Source organism: Pseudomonas syringae group sp. 243L2 (assembly GCF_032587875.1).
GTDB lineage: Bacteria > Pseudomonadota > Gammaproteobacteria > Pseudomonadales > Pseudomonadaceae > Aquipseudomonas > Aquipseudomonas amygdali.
Map to the genome: position 1 here is coordinate 1 of NZ_JAWHPL010000032.1, position 24,627 is coordinate 24,627.

At 58.0% G+C, this 24,627-nt stretch carries 20 protein-coding genes and 3 pseudogenes; 8 read left to right on the top strand and 15 right to left on the bottom strand.

Going from position 1 to position 24,627, the window contains the following annotated elements:
* The 4 genes and pseudogenes from RYB66_RS21685 to RYB66_RS21700 form a co-directional block, all read left to right on the top strand.
* Positions 1-360, top strand: a pseudogene (locus RYB66_RS21685) (hypothetical protein); the annotation flags it as partial.
* 1 nt (position 361) lies between these two features.
* Positions 362-550: a hypothetical protein gene (locus RYB66_RS21690; RefSeq protein WP_316895415.1), complete on the top strand. Its 189-nt coding sequence runs from the start codon at positions 362-364 to the stop codon at positions 548-550.
* 2 nt (positions 551-552) lie between these two features.
* Positions 553-2,161, top strand: a pseudogene (trbL, locus tag RYB66_RS21695) (P-type conjugative transfer protein TrbL).
* Positions 2,158-2,478, top strand: a complete 321-nt coding sequence (locus RYB66_RS21700; RefSeq protein ID WP_316895416.1) for a hypothetical protein — start codon at positions 2,158-2,160, stop codon at positions 2,476-2,478. The pseudogene trbL and the gene RYB66_RS21700 overlap by 4 nt, the downstream one beginning before the upstream one ends.
* Before the next feature lie 350 nt (positions 2,479-2,828).
* Here the strand turns inward: RYB66_RS21700 and RYB66_RS21705 are convergent, their stop codons facing one another.
* The 7 genes and pseudogenes from RYB66_RS21705 to RYB66_RS21735 form a co-directional block, all read right to left on the bottom strand.
* Positions 2,829-3,503, bottom strand: a complete 675-nt coding sequence (locus RYB66_RS21705) for an ABC transporter ATPase (protein ID WP_316895419.1) — start codon at positions 3,501-3,503, stop codon at positions 2,829-2,831.
* A 151-nt stretch (positions 3,504-3,654) separates the two neighbouring features.
* Positions 3,655-4,533 (bottom strand): annotated as a pseudogene (locus RYB66_RS21710) (helicase RepA family protein).
* A gap of 3 nt (positions 4,534-4,536) precedes the next feature.
* On the bottom strand, positions 4,537-4,767 hold the full coding sequence (locus tag RYB66_RS21715; protein WP_073663419.1) for a helix-turn-helix transcriptional regulator: 231 nt from the start codon (positions 4,765-4,767) through the stop codon (positions 4,537-4,539).
* 298 nt (positions 4,768-5,065) lie between these two features.
* Complete coding sequence (locus RYB66_RS21720; RefSeq protein ID WP_316895468.1) at positions 5,066-6,280, bottom strand: tyrosine-type recombinase/integrase; 1,215 nt, start codon at positions 6,278-6,280, stop codon at positions 5,066-5,068.
* Positions 6,281-6,587: 307 nt separating this feature from the next.
* Positions 6,588-8,165, bottom strand: coding sequence for a glutamine-hydrolyzing GMP synthase (guaA, locus tag RYB66_RS21725; RefSeq protein ID WP_004656303.1), 1,578 nt, complete (start codon positions 8,163-8,165; stop codon positions 6,588-6,590).
* A 105-nt stretch (positions 8,166-8,270) separates the two neighbouring features.
* Positions 8,271-9,740, bottom strand: coding sequence for an IMP dehydrogenase (gene guaB, locus RYB66_RS21730; protein WP_004666065.1), 1,470 nt, complete (start codon positions 9,738-9,740; stop codon positions 8,271-8,273).
* Positions 9,741-9,834: 94 nt separating this feature from the next.
* Entirely contained in the window at positions 9,835-10,383 is a 549-nt protein-coding gene (locus RYB66_RS21735) for a hypothetical protein (RefSeq protein WP_004666066.1), read from the bottom strand.
* 131 nt (positions 10,384-10,514) lie between these two features.
* On the opposite strand from RYB66_RS21735, the gene xseA reads away from it, so the two are divergent.
* From xseA to RYB66_RS21755, 4 genes are all read left to right on the top strand, one after another.
* Complete coding sequence (gene xseA, locus RYB66_RS21740) at positions 10,515-11,894, top strand: exodeoxyribonuclease VII large subunit (RefSeq protein WP_005743365.1); 1,380 nt, start codon at positions 10,515-10,517, stop codon at positions 11,892-11,894.
* Between the two features lie 7 nt (positions 11,895-11,901).
* Positions 11,902-12,726, top strand: a complete 825-nt coding sequence (locus RYB66_RS21745) for a peptidoglycan DD-metalloendopeptidase family protein (protein ID WP_316895424.1) — start codon at positions 11,902-11,904, stop codon at positions 12,724-12,726.
* Positions 12,727-13,095: 369 nt separating this feature from the next.
* The gene (leuA, locus tag RYB66_RS21750; RefSeq protein ID WP_004667426.1) at positions 13,096-14,766 is read left to right on the top strand and encodes a 2-isopropylmalate synthase; all 1,671 of its coding nucleotides are present in this window, start codon (positions 13,096-13,098) and stop codon (positions 14,764-14,766) included.
* Between the two features lie 357 nt (positions 14,767-15,123).
* Complete coding sequence (locus RYB66_RS21755; protein ID WP_002552494.1) at positions 15,124-15,993, top strand: oxaloacetate decarboxylase; 870 nt, start codon at positions 15,124-15,126, stop codon at positions 15,991-15,993.
* Positions 15,994-16,232: 239 nt separating this feature from the next.
* Here the strand turns inward: RYB66_RS21755 and RYB66_RS21760 are convergent, their stop codons facing one another.
* The 8 genes from RYB66_RS21760 to ispG all read right to left on the bottom strand — a co-directional run bounded on the left by RYB66_RS21760 (position 16,233) and on the right by ispG (position 24,625).
* The gene (locus RYB66_RS21760) at positions 16,233-16,667 is read right to left on the bottom strand and encodes a hypothetical protein (protein ID WP_002552493.1); all 435 of its coding nucleotides are present in this window, start codon (positions 16,665-16,667) and stop codon (positions 16,233-16,235) included.
* 59 nt (positions 16,668-16,726) lie between these two features.
* Positions 16,727-17,518 carry an amidohydrolase gene (locus RYB66_RS21765; protein WP_316895426.1) on the bottom strand — a complete coding sequence of 264 codons (792 nt, stop codon included), beginning with the start codon at positions 17,516-17,518 and terminating at the stop codon, positions 16,727-16,729.
* Complete coding sequence (locus tag RYB66_RS21770; RefSeq protein WP_005743360.1) at positions 17,506-18,654, bottom strand: pyridoxal phosphate-dependent aminotransferase; 1,149 nt, start codon at positions 18,652-18,654, stop codon at positions 17,506-17,508. Before RYB66_RS21770 ends, RYB66_RS21765 begins: the two co-directional genes overlap by 13 nt.
* 110 nt (positions 18,655-18,764) lie before the next feature.
* Positions 18,765-20,237, bottom strand: a complete 1,473-nt coding sequence (der, locus tag RYB66_RS21775; protein WP_004666071.1) for a ribosome biogenesis GTPase Der — start codon at positions 20,235-20,237, stop codon at positions 18,765-18,767.
* Positions 20,238-20,375: 138 nt separating this feature from the next.
* Positions 20,376-21,530 (bottom strand): outer membrane protein assembly factor BamB, encoded by a 1,155-nt coding sequence (gene bamB / locus RYB66_RS21780; protein WP_004666072.1) that lies wholly within the window; start codon positions 21,528-21,530, stop codon positions 20,376-20,378.
* Positions 21,523-22,164 (bottom strand): YfgM family protein, encoded by a 642-nt coding sequence (locus tag RYB66_RS21785; protein WP_002552488.1) that lies wholly within the window; start codon positions 22,162-22,164, stop codon positions 21,523-21,525. The genes bamB and RYB66_RS21785 overlap by 8 nt, the downstream gene beginning before the upstream one ends.
* Positions 22,165-22,203: 39 nt before the next feature.
* On the bottom strand, positions 22,204-23,493 hold the full coding sequence (gene hisS / locus RYB66_RS21790; protein WP_002552487.1) for a histidine--tRNA ligase: 1,290 nt from the start codon (positions 23,491-23,493) through the stop codon (positions 22,204-22,206).
* A 22-nt stretch (positions 23,494-23,515) separates the two neighbouring features.
* Positions 23,516-24,625, bottom strand: a complete 1,110-nt coding sequence (ispG, locus tag RYB66_RS21795; protein ID WP_004656273.1) for a flavodoxin-dependent (E)-4-hydroxy-3-methylbut-2-enyl-diphosphate synthase — start codon at positions 24,623-24,625, stop codon at positions 23,516-23,518.
* Positions 24,626-24,627: the final 2 nt, after the last annotated feature.

Below are 24,627 nucleotides of genomic sequence, written 5' to 3' on the forward strand. Positions count from 1 at the left end.
CGGCGACTGGTGTCCGGAGATTTTGCCAAATTAGGAAGTCTTTTTCAGAGTTTCCTTAGAAGCGCTTTGGGTGCAGCAAATATAAACACCAGCACTTTTGAATCGGAAGATACCCAGCTCGAACGCATGATGGCTCGTTCACAAAATGCCGCTGGAAGGATGCAGGCGATTCAGGCGGGCAACGAAATCGCATCGCAGAACGTGCAGCAACTGCAAAAGCTGCGCGATCTCGTTGCCACGCAAATCAACATGCAGGGCAACTACCTGGCTCAGGAAGGGGACCGGAAGGCAGCTAGCGAAGCTGCCGAACAGCAGTTTGAAGCGCGCAAAAGCACACGCCGCGGCGTGAAGGGATACTGAAATGACTATTTCAAGATGGCTCATCGTATTGATGTGCGCCGGGTCCGCAATGGCCGGTGCCATTTTCACCGTAGTCGTTCATAGCGACAGCGCATGTACTGCGATGACCGAGCAACAACGGCAACAGCATGACGCTGATGCCTCGTTTGATGCGCGCCCGAACACTCGCGGCGGCGTCAAAGGGTACTAGCTATGGATCGTCGCCTATTTTTTTTACTCGCCTTGGCGAGCGTGTTCGTTAGTGCGGATGCTATGGCCTCGACTGACCTTGCCCAGGCAGATACATCCGTCCAGGGCCTACTCGACCCTCGTTTTGCAACAGTCGCACCAGTGGTCAGGAAAGCTGTATGACTATGCGATCAGACTGTTTTGGCTGCTGGCCTCGATCCAGTTCATTTGGACTTTCATGCCCTTAGTTATGAAGCAAGCTGATTTCGGCGAGATTGTCGGCGAGCTGCTGCGCTTCATACTGGTAATTGGTTTCTTCCTCGCAGTCATAAACTACTCGGTGGAATGGTCGACTGCCATTGTCGACAGCTTCCGAGATGCGGCGGCATCAGCGAGCGTTCTCGGGCGTGCATTAGAACCCGGCGATATGCTGGCAGTTGCACTGGATTTTGGCCGGACTATGGTAAAGGGCATTTCGGTTTTCTCTCCGGCCAAGGGACTTCTGATCGCCGTGTGCGCGATCCTCGTACTGGCATGTTTCGCCTTCATCGCTGCGTTCATGTTTGTGACGCTCGTGGAGTCTTACGTCATCATCAATGCTTCGGTGCTCTTCCTCGGCTTCGGCGGTTCGCAATGGACGCGAGATTTTGCGATTGCACCTATGCGATTCACCGTTGCGATTGGTGCCAAGCTGTTTGTACTCACTCTGATTGTCGGCCTGATCGTACAGTCGGCAAAACAGTGGTTGGCCGCTTACACCAATGACGAAGCGTCATTGATGACGATGGTCGGTTTGGCCTTGGTTTGCTGTTACCTCACTAAAACTATTCCTGACGTAATCGGCGGCATGATTAGCGGCACCTCAATGGGCGGCGGCTCGGCCATAGGCGGGATGGCAGTGGCCGGTGCTGCTGGTGCAGCTGCGGCGATGGCCACGATCGCAACAGCCGGTGCAGCGGCTCCAGCGGCGGCCGGCACGCTCGGTGCAGCCGGGGCGGGTACAGGTGTGGCCGGGGCAAGTGGCAGTCTGGCCAGTGCAATCAACTCCAGCTTCGCCGGCGCCAGCTCGGCCGGGGAAGTGGCGTCTTCCACAGGGGGCATGGCCTCATCCGCGAGCGTTGGCACCAGTACAGGCGTCAGCGCTGCCGCCAAAGGGGCTAGCACCGCTGGTTCGCGGGTCGGCGGCGGCACCGCCAATACGGCCCCATCACCATCGCCCTCTCAACCTAGCAGCAGCGTACAGCAGGCCGTCAAACATGCCGGAAAGTCAGCGCAGGAAAATGATGACAAGGAACAGCCTACGACACCAAAAGGTGGAGCCACCGGCTCCAATAACACGCTTTCGCAAGCGGCTAGTGGTGCAGCAAAAATGCTCGGCGTAATGGCATCAATGTCAGTGCCGGGTATGGAGAACGCGCACGCCTTGCATACTGGCTCAGGATCTCCAGCACCTCTTCCAAAGGGTAACGGTTCGGTGAGTCCGACTAATGAAGTGGAGTTAGCTGCTAAATCCACACAAGAGGAATCCAATGTCATCCGTCCCGCCTCCGACACCAGCCCTACCCCCGACCGCCTCGCAACGCTCCAGTTGCCCGGCATGACCTCGAACAACCAATCGGAAAACCAACCATGAGAGAAGTCCTTATGTTTGCTGGATTCATAGTACTCGCCTCAACGTTAGCCATAGGCATGTGGGCACTCGGTTGGTGGCTGCGCAGCAAAGGCTATGGGCCGCAGCTCGATAAGCTGGATCACCATTACACAGCCTTGCAGCTTCGGGTAAGCCCGCTCGCTTTATCGGCTTCCCATCGTATGTTTGCCGGGGCACAGATCATCAATCGTTTACCAATGCTGGGGAGCAAGAGTAGCGCCTGCCTGAACCAGCAAGTATTAGCGGCCATCCAAGCTGCGAAGGAAGCGGCGAAACATGAGAACCGCGAAAAACTGTGACCGATGACCAGTCCCACGCCCCACGCCCCAGGGCGGGGCTTGCCTTCCAGACGGCGCGCAACTTACTCTTGAAATTTCATCACGGGAGCTTCGCCGTTAGTAATACGCACGGACTTGTCTCAGCCCCCATTGACCAAATATTGCTGCTTGGCCATGCGCCGCGGTCTGATCAACTTCTAGCCGATCAGCAACACTGACCATCACGTAAGCGTCTAGGCACTCCTGTGGCGCCTCGACGGATAATCGCCCTTTCCTTTTGGTGCTAAAACGGCCGTAGGCCGACTGTGCAAGGCCTGACCGCGCCTAAGCGCGGGCTGTGCCGCGTAGGACTGAATATCCTGAATATCCTGTTAACTCCGGGCGGGTGTGGCACGCACCGGGCGGGTGCGAAACGCTTCCGAGCGGATGTGACACGCCATCGGGCGAGTGTGAAACGCTTCAGGAGTTGCGAGCACCGCCTTTGTAATACGATCACCATTGAGCACAAGCCCAATTCGTCGTAGATCTTCAGCATCCTCCCTAAGCCTCTTTCGCGCATTTCGCATGTCTTGACTTGAGGCTTGTCCGGCAACCGCCACGATAACGGTGTCTAGATACCAACCGCCCGCTGGTACTACTTTGTGGCTTAAAAGGTGCCGAGCTATCGCTTGACTGATGCCGTGCTGGAGGCGAGCTATTGGGGCCGGGTCGTAATACAGGCTCAGATCATGTTCAAGGAGCATCATCAACGCAATTCCGAGCCGCACCCGCCATAGGTTCCGCTCTCCTCCTGTCAGAGGATCGGGACGTGTCATGGGGGAAGGGATAACGTGATCAATCAACCCGCCGATGATGGGAAAATCAAATTGCGTCGTTTCAATTGTGATCGTTGCAGCCCGAAGCTCGGCCAGCAGCTTTTCGAGCTGTGAGAAGCTGTAGCGGCTATCGGAAAGTGTCTTTCTTACTCGCGCGGGATCTACCAGAAGTTCTACGCCACCATCGGAGACAGGCCGCCGACGTTCTGCGCAGTACAGGACCGCTTCCAATACGTCCGCGTGTCTCTGCCCCAGTCGACCTGCTACACGGCAGCGCCCAAATGATGTCTCAGCCCAATCACCTTCGCGCAGACGCGGGCGCTGGCTAGGCTGATAAAGCATCACTCTGGCCTGTGCGATAGTACTGGTGGGAACCACGGAGTTACCACCGCTCATCATCACTTCCGTTTGCGAATTGCAGCGGGCTCCCCTTCCTCACTTCCGCCAGTTCAACCGGCACAAGAACGCCTCCTTCCTGGCGTTGGTACCACTGGTCGAGCGGGGTGGCATCGTAGTTCTGCTTGCTTACACCAACACGGACAAAAAAACTGCGCCTGTCGTTGCCAATAGGCTGTCGCTCATAGATGCGGTCACTCAGTCGCTTTGCTTCGTCCTCGGTCATCTTGGCCACGAAGCCGCACCAACGGGCATTGTCGATTAGAGCTGATGCACCACGCGCTGCCTGCTGCTGATCGGTTTGCCCCTCGCGGGCGCTACCCTTGCTGACATGATGAAGGTACAACACCGATGCTCCGGTGTTGGCAGCAACGTGCTCAAGCGTAGCGACAAGCCGCGACATGTCACCGTTGCTATTCTCGTCACGGTCGTGAATCCGGCTGAGTGTGTCCAGTACGATCAACCGGGCACCGTCGCAAAACTCGTTGACCCGGGCAAGATGCCGATCATCCATTACGTTCAGCCGCTTACCCATTATTGGCTCAAGGGTAAGGTTCCTCGCGATGGATTCACGTGCCTGCTAATTCAGGTGCCGACCGATGGCATGAATCCGGCGCACGAGTGCGGCTTCTGGGTCTTCTCCTGCGAAGTAGACGACGCGGCCAGCACATGCTGGGGCGAGCCCTACAAGATCCCCGCCTGCAACGCTGCATGCGATGGCCATTGCAGCTTCCAAAGCCCAAAAGCTTTTGCCTGTAACTCCGGGAGCTACCAAAGCTCCTACTGTACCAGCGAGGAATCCCGGCCAAATGAAGTCTAGAGTGGGAGGCTCACTCTCGAACGCTTCCCGTAAGTCAATCGCCACAATTCAGGCTCCCATTCCTGGCCGCGGAGCCGGGCCACTGCCCTTGCATGCATCAATCCATTCTTCGACCTCGCAAAGATCCCACACGACCTTGCGGCTACTGAGCGCAATCCGGCGAGGGAATTTTCCCTGCTTTTCAAAGTTGTAGATCGTGCGCTCGCATAGCGGAATCATTGCCAGCAACTGTTTCTTGCTGATCAATACTTTGCTCTCTTTTCTCGATTCTTTTTCCACACCGAATACCTCGTTCCGTCATCACTCGAGGTTCGATTATTGCCCCACATTTCCGGTATTTTCCAGCATATCTTCTAGTTTTCCCCTTATAAATCAATAGCTTAACTGTCCGACAAACGTCTAGTTTCGGGACAGGGACAGTTACGCAATGCCTTGTTTTATCTGCAGTTTTATTAAGGAAATTCGATAGAAAAAAAGTGTCCCTAAAACGCCTATTTCGGGACGAAAAAAACCCACCGAAGTGGGTATGTGGCCACAAACACACGCGAAGTCGTGTGCTCTGTTTGGCCAGTGAGGCTCAGAACCAATCCGCTACACGAGGTTTCCTAAGCGTCCACTCGTCAATCATGTCTGCCCAATCCTGCAACATCGCACGGCGCTGATCCCGATACTCGGCCTTGTTGTAAACGGCTCGCACACCTTTCTGTTCGTGCGCGAGGCACTTCTCGATCCAGTCGGAGTTGTAGCCCGCCTCATGCAGCAGCGCGCTGGCCGTGCGTCGCAGGTCGTGGGGACCGAATTTGCCTAATGGCACCCCTTCCTTTTGCGCAAGGCGATAAGTGAGCGTCAGTACCTGGTTGATCGTGGCTGCACTCATTGGCAAGTCGGAGTCGTAGCGTGACGGCAGAACGTACTCAGAACCTCCGGCCAAGGTTTTCAACGCAATGAAGAAATCTAAAGCTTGCCGGGACAGAAACACCAAATGAGGGTTTCGGCGCTTCATCCGCTCTTTAGGGATCGTCCATAGCGCCTCGCTGAAATTGATCTCACTCCACGTCGCGTTGGTCAGCTCGCTCTTACGCACCATCGTCAGCAGCAGGAGTTTGGCTGCGGCGCGAACGGACGTCGCTGTCCCGATCCGATCCATGTACTGATACATCTGCGCAATCTCATCAGGCGTCAGCGCCCGATCCCGTGGCTCGAATTTGGCGATGCTGGCAGAGCGTACTAGATCCGCTGGATTTTCAACCTTCTGACCACGCTCAATGGTCCATCGGAACACCTGCAGGACAATCTCACGTGAGTGAACCGCAGTTGCGGGTGCCCCCCGCTCTACTATCGCGTCAGTCAACGCTCGCAGGTCCTCGTGGTTTATCTCTGCCAGCTTCTGATTGCCAAACTTCGGCTTCAATTCGCGCTCATAGACTGACCGGCGCATATCTCGTGTCGAGTCCGCCATCTGATAGCCGCGCAGCCATTTTTCAGCCCAATCATCAAAGGTCTCTGCGCCCTTGGTACGAGCCTTCGCACGCGCCTTTTCCTTAGCAGGGGACTTACCTGCGGCGATCATCTTCTTCGCCTCCCCTAGCCGCTCACGTGCCTCTGCCAGGGTGATCCCGCCCAAGCCATAACGACCGAAGGTGATGGTCTCCTGCCGGCCATTGATGGAGTAGTTGTAGCGGAAGGAGATGGAACCGGCCGGTGTGACCGCCACGTACAAGCCATCGCGGTCAATCACCTTGTAGAGCTTGTCTTGCGGCTTGAGGTTTCGAAGCTTGGTATCAGTAAGCATGGCTTCCATTTATTCCATGAAAAAATACCATGCTCTGAAAAGCGCGGGAGAATGGGGCTTAACCCCAGTAAAACCGGGCCTCTTGGCTATCCCGATACCATGCCCATCCTGAAACAAGGGACATGGTATCAAGCGTCATGCATGGCATCGGATGCAGTTGGTACCCCGTACCATGCCATAAAAAAACCATGCTTGGCGATGCAAAACGCTGCCTGAACTTGCCAGACCCAAAAAGCCGAAAGCCCGCAATTACGCGGGCTTCAGGGCATTTTTTGCTAGACCGTACCGGGCAGTGCCGGACGCGGGATCATTCCCACTCAATAGTAGCCGGCGGCTTGCTCGACACGTCATACGTCACCCGCGAAATCCCTTCGATTTCGTTGATGATCCGGCCACTCACCGTCTCCAGCAGCTCATAAGGCAGGTGCGCCCAACGAGCGGTCATGAAGTCGATGGTTTCGACCGCGCGCAGCGCGACGACCCAGGCGTAGCGGCGGCCGTCACCGACGACGCCAACCGATTTGACCGGCTGGAATACCACGAACGCTTGGCTGACTTTGTGATACCAGTCGGCCTTGCGCAGTTCTTCGATGAAGATGTGGTCGGCACGACGCAGGAGGTCGGCGTATTCCTTCTTCACTTCGCCGAGGATGCGCACGCCCAGGCCTGGGCCTGGGAATGGGTGGCGGTAGACCATGTCGTACGGCAGGCCGAGTTCGAGGCCCAGGCGGCGGACTTCGTCCTTGAACAGCTCGCGCAGTGGCTCGACCAGCTTGAGGTTCATTTCTTCCGGCAGGCCGCCCACGTTGTGGTGCGACTTGATGACGTGGGCCTTGCCGCTTTTCGCACCAGCCGACTCGATGACGTCCGGGTAGATAGTGCCTTGCGCCAGGTATTTGATGTTGTCCAGCTTGCAGGACTCGGCATCGAACACGTCGATGAAGGTACGGCCGATGATCTTGCGCTTCTTCTCTGGGTCGCTCTCGCCTTCCAGGTTGTTCAGGAACTGCTCTTCGGCGTTGGCGCGGATCACCTTGACGCCCATGTTCTCGGCGAACATGGCCATTACTTGCTCGCCTTCGTGCAGACGCAGCAGGCCGTTGTCGACAAATACGCAGGTCAGTTGATCGCCGATGGCCTTGTGCAACAGCGCCGCGACCACGGAGGAGTCAACGCCGCCAGACAGGCCCAGCAGGACGTTGTCGGTGCCTACCTGGGCGCGAACCTGAGCGATAGCGTCTTCAGCAATCTTCGACGGGGTCCACAGCGCTTCACAGCCGCAGATGTCGAGGATGAAGCGCGACAGGATGCGACCGCCCTGCTTGGTGTGGGTCACTTCCGGGTGGAACTGCACGCCGTAGTAACCGCGGGCGTCATCAGCCATACCGGCAATCGGGCAGCTCGGGGTACTGGCCAGAATGTGGAAGTCTTCCGGCAGTTTGGTGACCTTGTCACCGTGACTCATCCATACGTCGAGGCCAAACAGGCCGTCGGCGTCGATATGGTCTTCGATACCATCGAGCAGACGGCTTTTGCCGACTACGTCAACGCGAGCGTAGCCGAACTCGCGCAGCTCGGAACCAGCAACCTTGCCGCCCAACTGCTCGGCCATGGTCTGCATGCCGTAACAGATACCGAACACCGGCACACCCAGGTCAAATACTGCTTGCGGGCAGCGTGGGCTGTTGGCTTCGTGTACGGACTCGGGGCCGCCGGCGAGGATCACGCCTTTTGGAGCGAATTCGCGAATCGCTTCGTCGTCCATGTCAAACGGATGCAGCTCGCAGTACACGCCGATTTCACGCACGCGGCGGGCGATCAGCTGGGTGTACTGGGAACCGAAGTCGAGGATCAGGATACGGTGGGCGTGAATGTCGAGGGCCATGACTCATTCTCGTCAAAAAACAGAAACGACACGGGGCTGCGTCAACAGCCCCGGCTATAAAAAGTGTTGGCCTGCATCGCGGCGCACACCACGATGCAGTCCGGATCAACCAACGCGATAGTTCGGCGCTTCCTTGGTGATCTGCACGTCATGGACGTGGGATTCTGCCATGCCTGCGCCGGTAATGCGCACAAACTCGGGCTTGGTGCGCATCTGCTCGATGTCGGCACTGCCGGTGTAACCCATGGAGGAACGCAGGCCGCCCATCAACTGATGGATGATGGCCGACAACGGACCTTTATAAGCCACACGGCCTTCGATGCCTTCCGGCACCAGTTTCTCGGCACCTGCGGACGAATCCTGGAAGTAGCGATCGGACGAGCCTTGCGCCTGGGACATCGCACCCAGCGAACCCATGCCGCGATAGGCCTTGTAGGAACGACCCTGGAACAGTTCGATCTCGCCTGGCGCTTCTTCAGTACCGGCGAACATCGAGCCCATCATCACGCAGGAGGCGCCAGCCACGATAGCCTTGGACAGGTCACCGGAGAAGCGGATACCGCCGTCGGCGATCATCGGCACGCCAGTGCCTTCAAGGGCAGCGGAGACGTTGGCGATGGCGCTGATCTGCGGCACGCCGACACCGGCAACGATACGCGTGGTGCAGATGGAGCCAGGGCCGATACCGACCTTGACTGCATCGGCGCCTGCGGCAACCAGTGCCTTGGCTGCTTCGCCAGTGGCGATGTTGCCGCCGATGACCTGCACCTGAGGGAAGTTTTCCTTCACCCAGCGAACGCGGTCGATCACACCTTTGGAGTGACCGTGAGCGGTGTCGACGACCACGACGTCAACGCCAGCCGCGACCAGTGCGGTGACGCGCTCGCCGGTGTCCTTGCCGGTACCGACTGCAGCGCCGACGCGCAGGCGAGCCTGATCGTCCTTACTGGCCAGCGGGTACGCCTTGGCTTTTTCGATGTCCTTGACGGTCATCATGCCCTTGAGCGCGAAATTGGCATCCACGATCAGGACTTTTTCCAGACGGTGCTTGTGCAGCAGCTCACGCACTTCGTTCTTGTCGGCGCCTTCACGCACGGTGACCAGACGTTCTTTAGGCGTCATCACTTCGCGGACAGGGACATCAAGACGGTTTTCGAAGCGTACGTCGCGGGACGTCACGATGCCGACCAGGTCGCCATTGTGCAGCACCGGTACGCCGGAAATGTTGTGCATGCGGGTGAGTTCGAACAGATCGCGAACAGTGGCGTCGGCTTCGATCGTGATCGGGTCTTTAACGACGCCGGCCTCGAACTTCTTGACCTTGCGCACTTCGGCAGCTTGCTGCTCGATGGTCATGTTCTTGTGAATGATACCGATACCGCCTTCCTGGGCCATGGCAATTGCCAGACGGGCCTCGGTGACTGTATCCATTGCAGCAGAGACCAAAGGTATATTCAGCTCGATGCCACGGGTCAAACGGGTTTTCAGACTGACTTCGTTGGGAAGTACCTCGGAATAACCGGGCACAAGGAGAATGTCGTCGAATGTAAGGGCTTCTTGACTGATACGCAGCATCGCGGGGGCTCCCGGGCGGGAAATTGGAAGCGCGCCATTATACCTACAGACCCCGGTCGGCTCAATGTAAACCTCAGCCTATTATCCAGGCTGTTTATAGACGCACATGAACGAAGGACACCGGGCGATCCAGACGTTCGGCGAAGTCATCCAGAAAGGTCTGGGTGAACGACGCATCCAGCCAGTTATTGAAGATGAAACCCAGGTTGGAAAATCCGCAGGCGTCGAGAAAAAGAAAGCCGTTGATGTCATCTTCATGGCGGCATTCGGGGCAGGTGAAATTATCGGTGTGACCGGGCATCCAGTCTTCCAGGCTGTCGAACAGCGCCTCCCCCACTTCGCGACGACACTCCGGGCAACCGGCTTCTTCGGCGAAGTCATTCAACGGGGTATAGATGCAGCGCTTGGTGACGATTTCCAGACCATTGACTGTTTGCCCGAAAGGCAAGGCATCGGGGTGCTTTACTACCCTTCTCGCTCCGGGTGCCACGGCGTAGGCCATCTTGTTATAGGTGCGCCCGCATGTCGTCAGCTCCGGCTCGACTACATCGAGCTTGACCAGCCAGCGCAGAATCAGCCGCGCCCTGGCCTCGTGCCCGGGAAAGGTGGAAATTTGCGGGACGATGATGCTTTGGGTGTTCATAACGGAGCGTCGCTTAAAGCTGTTTGAGGCCGCAGCTTAATAGGCTGATGATTCTGGTCAAGGTGAAATCATGATCGAAGTGGCGATACGGACCCGTGCGCCAGACCGGCATTGCCATTATGATGCCCGACATGATCAAAGACCCTTTCGCAAGACTCGGCCTCGACCGGGAAGTCCTTACTGTCAGCCAGCTCAACGGCCGTGCGCGGGTGTTGCTGGAGGACGTGTTCAGCAGTATCTGGGTCGAAGGCGAGATATCCAACCTCTCGCGTCCGGCTTCGGGGCACGTGTACTTCACGCTGAAGGACTCTGGCGCGCAAGTGCGTTGCGCGCTGTTCCGGCAGAGCGCGGCACGAGTGCGTCAGGCGCTCAAGGACGGTTTGCAGGTCAAGGTGCGCGGCAAGGTGTCGCTGTTTGAAGGCCGTGGCGACTACCAGTTGATTCTCGACACCGTCGAACCCGCCGGTGATGGCGCTTTGCGCTTGGCATTCGATGCGCTGAAAGCCAAGCTCAGCGACGAAGGCCTGTTCAGCGCCGAGCGCAAGGTTGCCTTGCCGTTGCATCCGCAACGTATCGGCATCATCAGCTCACCGACCGGCGCGGTAATCCGCGACATCATTAGTGTGTTCCGCCGCCGCGCACCGAGGGTCGAACTGACATTGATCCCCACCGCCGTTCAGGGGCGTGAGGCGATCAACCAGATTGTACGCGCACTGAAACTGGCCGACAGCAGAGGCTTCGATGCACTGATACTCGCCCGTGGCGGTGGATCGCTGGAGGACCTGTGGTGCTTCAACGAAGAAGCCGTCGCCCGCGCCATCGATGCTTGCGTGACGCCGATTGTCAGCGCCGTTGGCCATGAAACCGATGTGTCCATCAGTGATTTCGTGGCCGACGTACGAGCGCCGACGCCCTCCGCTGCCGCCGAACTGCTCGCCCCGGACTCCAGTGACCTGCATCGACGCGTAGACAGCCTGCACCGCCGACTGGTGAGCCGTATGCAGGATCGACTGATGCGCGAGCGCTTGCGTCTTGAGGGCATTTCGCGGCGCCTGCGTCATCCTGGCGAGCGCTTGCGTCAGCAGTCGCAACGGCTGGACGACCTGGACATGCGCCTGCGCCGCGCTTTCGAACAGAACATGCACCAACGTCAGGTGCGTCTCGCCCACATGCAGAGCCGTCTCGCTGCACAGCATCCGGGCCGAACCCTGGGTTTTCTGCGTCAGCGTCTGGATGCATTGGCCGAGCGTCTGCCGCGAGCCATTCGCGAACAGATCAAGGCACGCAAGCTGCAACTGCAAAGTCAGGTGCAGACCCTCAACGTGGTCAGCCCGCTCGCCACACTGGGACGCGGCTACAGCATTCTGCTTGACGAGCGGGGCCATGCGATCCGTAATGCCGCACAAACCCGAACGGGCCAGCGACTCACCGCCAGGCTTGGCGAAGGCGAACTGCAAGTACGCGTCGAAGACAATCACCTCACGCCTGTGACCCTTTCCCTTCTGGACTGACTGCCTGATGCTACGTTTTATTGCCCCGCTGTTCGCCCTGCTCCTGTGTTTGCCCGCCCACGCCGACAGCTTCATCACCCGCGCACTCGACAAACCTGTGCCCGGTGGCGTTGCCGTAATTGATCTGGGCACTGGCGCTCAGGCGCCGACTGCCACCTATCAAGGCAAACCGGTGCTGGTGGTCAAGGAACAGGGCACGCGATGGCTGGCCATCGTCGGCATCCCGTTGACGGTCAAACCCGGCACTCAACAAGTGACCTCGGGCGGACGCACGCTGAACTTCACTGTCGGCAGCAAGAAATACCCGGAACAGCACATCACGCTCAAGAACAAACGTCAGGTGAACCCAAAACCTGAAGACAACAAGCGTATCGAGGGCGAACTGGCTGAACAGCTACGCGCCTACCGCAGCTTCAGCCCCGGAACGCCGAGCAACCTGATTCTGGACAAGCCAGTCAACGGACCGCTATCGAGCAGGTTCGGCGTGCGCCGGTTCTTCAACGGCGAAGAGCGCAACCCGCATTCGGGGCTGGATTTCGCTGTACCGGCCGGCACGCCGATCAAATCTCCGGCTGCGGGCAAGGTCATCCTGACCGGTAATTACTTTTTCAATGGCAACACTGTATTCGTTGACCACGGCCAAGGCTTCATCAGCATGTTTTGCCACATGTCGAAAATCGATGTGAAAGTCGGTGATCTGGTCCCTCGTGGCGGCGTGGTCGGCAAGGTCGGTGCTACCGGTCGCGCAACCGGCCCGCACATGCACTGGAACGTCAGCCTCAACGATGCGCGCGTGGACCCGGCAATCTTCATCGGCGCGTTTCAGCCGTAACACTGTTCGTCAGCAAGCGCTAAGGCGCTTGCCAACAACAGTCGTTCTTTGCGCACATCGCTTTCGACCAACAATAACCAGAAAATAAAAGCTCATAACCCGCTATAAAAAATCGATAACGGCGTATTTTCGAGAATTTATCCCAATCTTTTTCAAGTGCTTGCCATCATTCATTCCAATGGTTACGGTTGGCCTCATGAAAACCTCTCAAACCCTTATTCTGTTGCGCCAACATCGGTGCCTCAGCCTGGTCAGTGCCCGACTGCCAGGCTAGATTGCTGTGCCTCGCTCCTGTGTTCGCAACCCCTGTGCTTTTTAGAACGGAAGGCCGATCCTAACCCGGCCCCGTGAATACAAAAGGATTTCCTGATGACCATGCTCAAAGACCCATCGAAGAAGTACCGCGCATTCCCGACCATCGATCTGCCTGACCGCACCTGGCCTTCGAAGACCATCGATGCAGCGCCGATCTGGTGCAGCTCTGACCTGCGCGACGGCAACCAGTCGTTGATCGAACCCATGGACGCGGCCAAGAAACTGCGCTTCTGGAAAACCCTGGTCAGTGTTGGCGTCAAGGAAATCGAGGCATCCTTTCCATCGGCTTCGCAGACTGACTTCGACTTCGTGCGTACACTGATCGAAGACGGCCATATTCCGGATGACACCACCATTCAGGTGCTGACCCAGGCTCGCGAAGACCTGATCGCTCGCACGTTCGAATCGCTGCGTGGCGCGAAGAAAGCCATCGTCCACCTGTATAACGCGACCAGCCCGTCGTTCCGCCGCATTGTCTTCAATCAGGACAAGGCTGGCGTGAAAGAAATCGCGGTCAATGCGGCCAAGCTGTTCGTCAAATACGCTGCACAACAGCCTGAAACCCAGTGGACTTTCGAGTACTCGCCGGAAACCTTCAGCGCGACCGAGCTGGAATTTGCCAAGGAAGTCTGCGATGCCGTGATCGAGGTGTGGAACCCGACGCCCGAGAACAAGGTGATCCTCAACCTCCCGGCTACCGTGGAAGTGGCGACACCCAACATTTACGCTGACCAGATCGAATGGTTCGGCCGCAACATCACCCGCCGCGACAGCGTGCTGATCAGCCTGCACACCCATAACGACCGTGGTACAGGCGTCGCTGCTACCGAGCTGGGCCTGATGGCCGGTGCGGATCGCGTCGAAGGCTGCCTGTTCGGTAACGGCGAGCGGACCGGCAACGTCGATCTGGTCACCGTTGCATTGAACCTCTACACCCAGGGCATCGACCCGGAGCTGGACTTCTCGGATATCGACGGTGTGCGTAAGGTCGTCGAAGAGTGCAACCAGATTCCGGTTCATCCACGTCACCCATACGTTGGCGATCTGGTACACACCGCGTTCTCCGGTTCGCACCAGGACGCCATCCGCAAGGGCTTCACCCAGCAGAAGGACGGCGAGTTGTGGGAAGTGCCTTACCTGCCGATTGACCCCGCCGACATTGGCCGTAGCTACGAGGCGGTGATTCGCGTCAACAGCCAGTCAGGCAAAGGCGGCATCACTTACCTGCTGGAGCAGGAATATGGCATTTCCCTGCCGCGCCGTATGCAGATCGAGTTCAGCCAGGTAGTTCAGGGTGAAACCGATCGTCTGGGCCTGGAGATGTCCGCTCAGCAGATTCATTCGCTGTTGCGCCGTGAATACCTGCAAGCCAACACACCTTACGCGCTGATCAGCCACAAGTTGCAGGAGGAGAACGGCAACAGTGCGGTCGATGCCGAAGTGCATGTGGACGGTGAAACCCAGCATTGGCGCGGCAAGGGCAAAGGCGCTCTGGAAGCGCTGGTCGCCGGTCTGCCAGTTGCCGTGGAGATCATGGACTACAACGAGCACGCCATTGGCTCGGGCACCACGGCCAAGGCCGCTGCCTACATCGAACTGCGCGTGAATGGCGAGCGTGCCGTGCATGGCGTGGGTATTGATGAAAACATTACCACCGCCAGCTTCCGGGCACTGTTCAGCGCACTGAACCGCTCGTTGAGCCAGACACAAGCCAAGGCCGCCTGAGTCTACAGGCAGGATGGCGGACGCCAGTTCGCCATCCTCACCCAAACCGACCGCGCGACTCCCCTCCTCGCCAGCCTCTTGCATTCCACGCATGACCCTGCCTGTTTCGGCATAATCTTTTTCATTTATGCTGTGGTAGCATGCTGCCTTTATTCCAGGACGGGCCAACATCCAACAGCAATTCATATGCTGACGATGCCCATCCGGACTTACCTGCCAGCTACATCTTTCCTATAAAACCAAGACGACTATTGCATTGATTTCCGGACGAAAAGAATGCTCGGGCAGACCCACCGTGCATTGAAATTACTATCGGCCTCGGTACGCTGAGCTGATCCAATCACATTTGGAGCGATTATGCCCAAGGCTTCCCATCAAGATTTGCGCCGCAGTTTCCGTGCGCTTACCTCGTCGAACTCGTGCTTTCACACCGCCTCGGTATTCGACCCCATGTCAGCGCGAATCGCAGCGGATCTGGGCTTTGAAGTAGGCATCCTCGGCGGTTCTGTCGCATCGCTGCAAGTACTGGCAGCACCTGACTTCGCACTGATCACCCTGAGCGAGTTCGTTGAACAGGCCACGCGCATCGGCCGCGTTGCGCAACTGCCGGTTATCGCGGACGCAGACCATGGTTATGGCAATGCCCTTAACGTCATGCGTACCGTTGTTGAACTGGAACGCGCCGGCATCTCGGCGTTGACGATTGAAGATACCCTGCTGCCTGCGCAGTTCGGACGCAAATCCACTGACCTGATTTCCACGGCCGAAGGTGTTGGCAAGATCCGCGCAGCACTTGAGGCACGTGTCGACCCGGAGATGTCGATTTTCGCTCGCACCAACGCGGCGATCATCCCGGTTCAGGAAGCCATCAGCCGGGTTCAGCAGTATCAGGCTGCCGGGGCTGACGGCATTACCATCGTCGGCATTCGTGACTTTGATCACCTGGCGCAGATATCCGAAGGCGTGACCGTACCGCTGATGCTGGTGACTTACGGCAACCCTGAGCTGCACGACAATGCGCGTCTTGCCGAGATGGGCGTGAGAGTCTGCGTGCATGGCCACGCTGCGTACTTTGCCGCAATCAAAGCCACCTACGACTGCTTGCGCGAGCAACGCCAGATTCTGGGCAGCGAGTCGAACATGAGCGCTACCGAATTGACCCACACCTATACGCAGCCTGAAGACTACGTAGAGTGGGCACGCAAGTTCATGAATGTGAACGAGTAAGGGCTCTGGATGCTGTGACGCTTTGCGTCACAGATCTGCGCCAAGCTGCACACTCAAGATCGGACGCAGAGCGTCGCACGATAGTCAGGTTATCGTTCCGCACGCTCCAGCGTGGGAACGCCTGTCGTGACGCTCTGCGTCACAGATCTGCGCGCACCACATAGCCGGGAGCAGACCCGTAACGTCAGCACCGCATGCCGACGCAGCGCGTCGGCACGACCATCATCCGTGTCAGGACATCAGGCAGTGGTATTCACGCCACCTTCAGTCTCCAGCTGCAACAACGATGCCTGCAAGGTCTGCAGGTTAGCGCTGGTGGACGCAATCTGGCCCTGAATTGCCATGGCTTTCTGGGCCTTTTCTTCCGCTGTGCCATTACCGCTTTGAGCGGCAGCCAATTGCGCCTGCTGTTGAGCCAGTTGCTTCTGGGCGTCCTTGATCTGCTGCTTTATCTGTTCGATCGTCTGATTAAGAGCCGATTTGCTGGAGCCACCAACGCTGCCCCCACCACCGGCCGCTCCGGCCTTACCGCCTTCGGTCGAGGCCTGATCAGAGGTCTTCTCGGTTTCAGTCGTGGTAGTTGCAGACTTGATTGCCTCTGCGTCGGTAGATTTAACCGCTAAGGTCAACGGGCTTGAATAGCTGTTCAATGTGGACGTATTGATGGTAATCATGGCGGTCTCCAGGTTGTCTGCACACACTATCGGCCGACTCGTAACATTCTGAAGTAATTTTATTGAATATTAAAAGAGTCAGCGTCCAACCCGGCTGGAAAGCGTGTGCGATAGGCTTGTAAGTCTGCCGCGCTTAACGTCGCCCTGAACACTCCATCCGCTTCGCCTGCGCCCAACAGGCTCTCGCCTTGAAAATCCAGAACCTGACTGTCACCGGTGTACGCAAAGCCCTTCCCGTCCGACCCTACCCGATTGACCGCGGCAACGTAGCACAGGTTTTCGATGGCCCTAGCGGGCAGCAGGCGGTTCCAGTGCAGACGTCGCGCGCCTGGCCAGTTGGCGGTGTACAGCAACAGGTCGGTACTTTCGGCGTCACGGCTCCAGACCGGAAAGCGCAGGTCGTAGCAGATCAGCGGGCGAATACGCCACCCATTGAGCTCAAACATCACCTGACGCTCGCCCGGCGTGTAGTGTTCGTGTTCACCCGCCATACGAAACAAGTGACGCTTGTCATAATGCAGCAACTCACCATCCGGTCGAGCCCACAGCAGACGGTTGCGATAACTGCCATCGGCAGCGCCAATGATGACGCTGCCAGTCACCACCGCATTGATCCGCTTAGCCTGCGCCAACAGCCAGGTCGATGTAGGACCTGCCTCAGGCTCAGCCAGGGCCTCGGACTCCATCGAGAACCCGGTGGTGAACATTTCAGGCAGGATCACCAGATCAGCGCCATGCGCCTGGCCCAGCAAGTGCTCGAAATGCTCCAGGTTGGCCTCCCGATCATGCCATGCCAGAGTGGTCTGAATCAGCGCAAGGTTCAGGTTTGGCAGTTCGCTTATATCGCGCATAGTTTCTCCGCCGCCTGACGCAATGTGTCCTCTTGCTTGGCGAAGCACAGGCGGATCAGACGCTGGCCTGCTGGAGGGCTCTGGTAGAACACAGAAATCGGAATGCTCGCCACACCGTGTTCACGGGTCATCCACAGCGCCATGTCCACGTCATTCAGGTCAGGACGTATCTGCGAATAATCGACCAACTGGAAATAAGTACCGCCAACAGGCCGGAAGCTGAAACGCGATTCAGCCAGATGACCACAGAAAAAGTCGCGCTTGGCCTGATAGAAGCCTGGCAGCTCATCGACATGCTCAGGGTGCTCGGCCATGAAATCGGCCAGCGCATACTGCAATGGCGTGACACCACAGAAACTGACGTACTGATGCACCTTGCGCAGTTCGGAAGTCAGCGCGGGCGGCGCGACCACGTAACCGGTTTTCCAGCCTGTGACGTGATATGTCTTGCCGAACGAGCTGACGACGAAGGCGCGCTGATACAATGCCTCGTGATCAAGCACGCTGACATGGCGCGCGCCATCGAAGACCAGGTGTTCATAAACTTCATCGCTGAGCAGGTAGATATCACGATCGGCGATCAGCGCAGCCAGTCGATCAAGCTCTGCACGACTGATCAGGGCACCGCTCGGGTTGTGCGGGCTATTGATGACAATCATGCGTGTACGCGGGCTTAATGCATCGCTGAGCTTTTGCCAGTCGATGGAGAAGTCATCCAGCCCCAGTTGCACATGGACGCAGCGCCCACCGGCCAGCTCGACAGCGGGCTCGTAGCTGTCATAGCAAGGGTCGAAAATAATCACTTCGTCGCCAGCGCGAATAACGCTATGAATCGCGCAGAAAATCGCTTGGGTGGCACCGGGCGTAATGGTGATTTCGCTGTCGGGGTTAACCTCACGCCCGTAACTGCGCGCGATCTTTGCCGCGACCTGCTGACGAAGCGCAGGCAGCCCGGTCATCGGTGAGTATTGGTTATGGCCTTGAGTGACATGCCGACAGACCGCATCGCGCAGCGCCTGCGGCCCATCAAAATCGGGAAAACCCTGGGACAGGTTGATAGCGCCGGTTTCGGCGGCCAGCTGTGACATGACGGTAAAGATAGTGGTGCCCACGTTGGGCAACTTGCTGTCGATCATGGAACCCTTTCCCTGCAATCTCCCGACACCGGGCGGCACGGGGTCAGGCAGGATAGCCCATTAAACGGACACAAAAAAAGGCGCCGAAGCGCCTTTTTCCAGATGCTGACTCAGCGCTTGTCGCGGCGCTTCTTGTCGGCCTTCTTGTGGTGCGACATCATCCGACGCTTCTTGTTGACCTGACGGTCGGTGAGCGTGTTCTTGTTGCCTTCATACGGGTTCTCGCCGCCCTTGAACTCGATACGGATCGGCGTACCGACCAGTTTGAGCACACGCCGGTAAGTGTTTTCCAGGTAACGGACGTAGGACTTGGGTACTTTCTCGACCTGATTACCGTGGATCACGATCAGCGGCGGGTTGGCACCACCCAAGTGAGCGTAGCGCAGCTTGATGCGGCGGCTGCCGACCATCGGTGGCGCATGCTCGCTGACCGCATCTTCCAGAATCTGGGTCAGACGGCTGGTTGGCCAGCGCGTTACGGCAGACTTGAACGAGTTCTGTACCGACTGATACAGGTTGCCCACGCCCGTGCCGTGCATCGCAGAGATGAAGTGGATGTCTGCGAAGTCGACGAAGAACAACCGGCGTTCCAGTTCGATCTTCACAAAATCACGTTCGCCCGGCGTCATGCCATCCCACTTGTTCAGCGCAATGACCAGGGCACGCCCCGCTTCGAGGGCGAAGCCCAGCAGGTTCAGGTCGTGGTCGACCACACCTTCGCGGGCGTCCATGACAAAGATCACCACGTTGGCGTCCTTGATGGCCTGCAGCGTCTTGACCACCGAGAACTTTTCAACTTCCTCGTGGATCTTGCCGCGCTTGCGCACACCGGCAGTGTCGATCAGCGTGTACTTCTCTTCATTACGCTCGAAGGGAATGTAGATACTGTCGCGCGTGGTGCCTGGCTCGTCATAGACGATAACCCGGTCTTCACCCAGCATTCGGTTGACCAGCGTCGACTTGCCGACGTTGGGACGCCCGATGATGGCGATCTTGATGCCGTCTTTTTCGCTAGGACCAGGAATGCGCTTGGCTTCCTGACCTTCGGCAACTTCCTCGACCTCCTCGCCCTCTTCCAGCTCGTCTTCGTCCTTGGGGAACTCCCGCAGGGCGATTTCGAGCATCTGCGAGATGCCACGACCGTGAGCACCGGCCACCGGAATGGCGTCGCCCAGACCCATCGGGCTGAACTCGGCACGTGCCAGGTTTTCGTCGATGTTGTCGATCTTGTTGGCAACCACGTAGGAACGCTTGTTGCGCTTGCGCAGGTGCTCACCAATCATCTGATCAGCAGCGGTGTAGCCCGCACGGGCGTCCACCAGAAACAGCACCACATCGGCTTCTTCAATGGCCAGCAGCGACTGCTCGGCCATCTTTTCGTCCATGCCATGCTCGTCACCGGAGATACCGCCGGTGTCGATCAGAATATAGGAGCGCCCTTGCCACTTCGCCTCTCCGTATTGGCGATCACGGGTAAGACCGGACAGATCGCCGACAATGGCGTCGCGAGTCCTGGTCAGGCGGTTGAACATGGTGGACTTGCCGACGTTCGGTCGACCCACCAGGGCGATTACGGGAACCATGCGGCTCTCCACTTCGTTATTTCAGAAAATACAAAAGCCGCTGCAGGGCAGCGGCCGGAGTTCGGGGCGATGCCACAAAGGCACCGCAGCCTTGCCGAAGCAAGGGCACCCGGGGCCATTGGCCCCGGGCATGGACACTTATTGCTTGATGGTCAGGGCTTCCAGTTTGCCGCTGTTGCCATACACGTAAATCATGTCCCCAACCACCAGCGGACGAGCACGCAGGCCGTCGCTGTCGATACGTTCGCGACCGACAAAACGACCGTCCACCTGGCTCAACAGGTGCAGGTAGCCTTCCATGTCACCGACCGCTACATAGCTGGAATACACTTCCGGCGCGCCGAGCTGGCGGCGAGCCAGTGATTCGTTGCTCCACAGTGCAGAGGACGAACGCTCGTCGATACCTTCAACAGTGCCGGAGGCCAGGGTTGCGTAAACGCTGCCAAAGCCCTGGGCAACGCCCGAGTAGCTCGAGGCATCACGCTGCCAGAGCACACGACCGCTTTCCAGGTCCAGACCGGCGACGCGACCCTGATAGGTAGCGACGTACAGTGTACCGCCGGACAGCAACAGGCCGCCGTCGATATCCACGACACGATCCAGTTCCGAGCGACCTTGCGGGATGGCAACACGCTGCTCCCAGACAGGCACGCCGTTGGTAATGTCCAGCGCGACGACCTTACCGGTCGACAGACCCGCCACGGCGAGACGATTGGTTGCAAGTGGAGCACCGGTACCACGCAGGGTCAGCACCGCCGGAGTGCTTTCGTAAATCCAGAGCTGGGAACCGGTGGAGGCATCGAAACCAACAATACGGTCATCCTGAGTCTGAACCACTACCACAGAACCGTTGGTGGCAGGCGGGGCCAGCACTTCGCTGGTCACGCGGGCACGCCACTTTTCCTCACCGGAGGTGGCGTCCATGGCAATGACTTCACCCTTGAGGGTGCCGATCATTACCAGGCCATAGCCCACGCCGACTGCACCGGAAACCGGCAGATCGAGATCTTTCTTCCAGATCACATCACCGGTCAGACGATCCAGCGATACAACTTCGCCAGTGACGTCAGCCGCATAGATGCGGTCGCCATCAATGGCCGGCACGAGCATGTTGTAAGTCTTGCCCTGACCGTCGCCAATGGAACGGCTCCACTGCTTATGCAGAACCACTTCTTCTTTGAAGTCGGTCAGCTCGGCCGGAGGCAATTCCTTTTTGCTGTTGCTGCTGCAACCCGCGGCCAGAATGGCCAGAGCCAGCAATGCTGCATGTTTCCAACGAATCACGTCACGCATCCCCTTTCGCCAGATCGTCGAGCTTCATTTGCAGGCCACCCACTGCTGCGTCTTCGGACAGAGCGGATTTGGCCTTTTGGTATGCAGCGTATGCCTCGTCGGTACGACCCAGCTGTACCAGCAGGTCACCCTTGAGTTCTTCACGACTGGCGAGGAAAGCCTTGTCGGCATCGCCGTCGAGCAGCTTCAGCGCGTCATCAGTCTTGTTCTGCGCAGCCAGCACGCGAGCCAGACGCTGACGGGCAATCTCGCCCAGCGTGTCATTGGCAGGCTTGTCGGCCACGGTTTTCAGCTCGGCTGCAGCATCGTCCAGCTTACCGGCATCGACCGCCACCTTGGCGACGAACAGGCTACCGAACTGTGCATAGGTAGTGCCACCGAATTCGCTTTTCAGTTTGCCGGATATCTCGGCGACACGTGCGGTGTCTGCCTGGCCACTGGGCGTCAGTGCGGTTTCCAGCAATTGCTGATAAAGCATCGAGGCGCCTTGCGACTGGCTGGCCTGATACCTGTGCCAGAACTGCCAACCCAAGACCACGACCAACGCAAGCAGACCACCGGTCAACAGGGGTTTGCCGTTACGCTGCCACCAGTCCTTCATTACCGCCAGCTCTTCATCTTCGGTACCCGACACCCCAATACTCCTATTCGCTAAACGGCTGTTAAATCAGCTTCAACCCTGCACAACGCAGGAGGCCAGGTGCTCTGACAGAGCGTCCCAGGCAATATTTTGTTGTTCACCCTGACCGCGCAGGGGTTTGACGCCAATGACCTTTGCCGCCAGTTCTTCTTCACCGAGAATCAGCGCATACAGCGCACCGCTCTTGTCGGCTTTCTTGAACTGGCTTTTGAAGCTGCCGGCACCGGCGTTGACCTGCAAACGCAGGCTCGGCAACTGATCGCGCACCTTTTCGGTGAGAGCCAGCGCAGCCAGCTCAGCTGCTTCGCCAAAGGCGCACAGGTAAACATCGACCTGACGGGCAATTTCTTCCGGGACCTGCCCGAGGGTTTCAAGCAACAGAACCAGACGCTCGATACCCATCGCGAAACCAACGCCGGTCGTCGGCTTGCCACCCATCTGCTCGACCAGACCGTCATAACGACCGCCTGCACAGACCGTACCCTGAGCACCCAATTGGTCGGTAACCCACTCGAAAACGGTCTTGCTGTAATAATCCAGCCCGCGAACCAGCTTCGGGTTGATGACATAAGGAATGCCGGCTGCGTCCAGACGGGCCTTCAGGCCTTCGAAGTGAACGCGAGATTCGTCATCCAGATAATCTGCCAGCTTTGGCGCATCGACCAGCACAGCCTGGGTTTCAGGGTGTTTGGTGTCCAGCACGCGCAGCGGATTGGTTTTCAGACGACGCTGGCTGTCTTCGTCAAGTTGATCAAGACGTGCCGACAGAAACTCGACCAGCGCATCACGATAACGCGCACGCGCTTCGCTGGTGCCCAGGCTGTTGAGTTCAAGCTTGACCGCATTGCGAATGCCCAGCATGCCCCACAGGCGCCAGGTCATGACGATCAGTTCGGCATCGATGTCCGGACCGTCAAGATTGAAGACCTCGACACCAATCTGGTGAAACTGGCGATAACGGCCTTTCTGTGGACGCTCGTGACGAAACATCGGCCCGATGTACCACAGTTTCTGAACCTGACCGCCACCGGTGATGCCGTGCTCCAGGACCGCACGCACACAGGCCGCAGTGCCTTCCGGACGCAGGGTCAGGGAGTCGCCGTTGCGATCGGCGAAGGTGTACATTTCCTTCTCGACGATATCGGTCACTTCACCGATGGAGCGCTTGAACAGCTCGGTGAATTCGACGATAGGCATACGAATCTGCCGGTAACCGTAGTTATCCAGCAGACGTGAAACGGTGCCTTCGAAGTGGCGCCACAGCGGCGTCTGCTCGGGCAGGATGTCGTTCATGCCACGAATGGCTTGTAGAGACTTACTCACAGAAAATCCTTAGCAATCCTGGTTAGCCGCGCACGATGACAGATGCGTCGGCTTCGGCCTTTTCAGCCGCTTTCTCGCGAATCAAGCGTTCAAGCTCGTCCACGAGATTGTCGTTGGTCAGTTTCTGCGCAGGCTTGCCGTCGATGTAAATCAGGTTCGGCGTACCACCAGTCAGGCCGATATGCGCTTCCTTGGCCTCGCCCGGACCGTTGACTACACAACCGATCACTGCGACATCAAGCGGCACCAGCAAATCTTCAAGGCGACCTTCAAGCTCGTTCATGGTCTTGACCACATCGAAGTTCTGCCGCGAGCAGCTCGGGCAGGCGATGAAGTTGATACCACGGGAACGAAGGCGCAACGATTTGAGGATGTCGTACCCGACTTTCACTTCCTCGACCGGATCAGCAGCCAGCGAGATGCGGATAGTATCGCCAATTCCTTCGGCAAGCAGCATTCCAAGACCGACAGCCGATTTCACCGTGCCTGAACGCAAGCCGCCAGCTTCGGTAATACCCAGGTGCAGCGGCTGGACGATCTGTTTGGCCAGCAGGCGGTAGGCTGCGACGGCCATGAACACATCGGACGCCTTGACGCTGACCTTGAAGTCCTGAAAGTTCAGGCGCTCCAGGTGCTCGACGTGGCGCAACGCAGACTCCACCAACGCCTCTGGCGTCGGCTCGCCGTACTTCTTCTGCAGGTCTTTTTCTAGCGACCCGGCGTTGACGCCGATGCGGATCGGAATACCGCGATCACGCGCAGCATCGACCACGGCCCGCACCCGGTCTTCACGACCGATATTGCCCGGATTGATACGCAGGCAGTCGACACCCAGTTCAGCCACACGCAATGCGATGCGATAGTCGAAGTGGATGTCGGCGACCAATGGCACTTTGACCAGTTGCTTGATGCGACCAAAGGCTTCGGCAGCGTCCATGTCCGGTACAGAAACACGCACGATGTCGACACCGGCCGCTTCCAGACGGTTGATCTGGGCGACGGTGGCCGCAACATCGTTGGTATCGCTGTTGGTCATGCTCTGCACGGCAATCGGCGCATCACCGCCGACCGGTACGGAACCGACCCATATTTTTCGGGATTCGCGACGCTTGATTGGAGATTCGCCGTGCATGA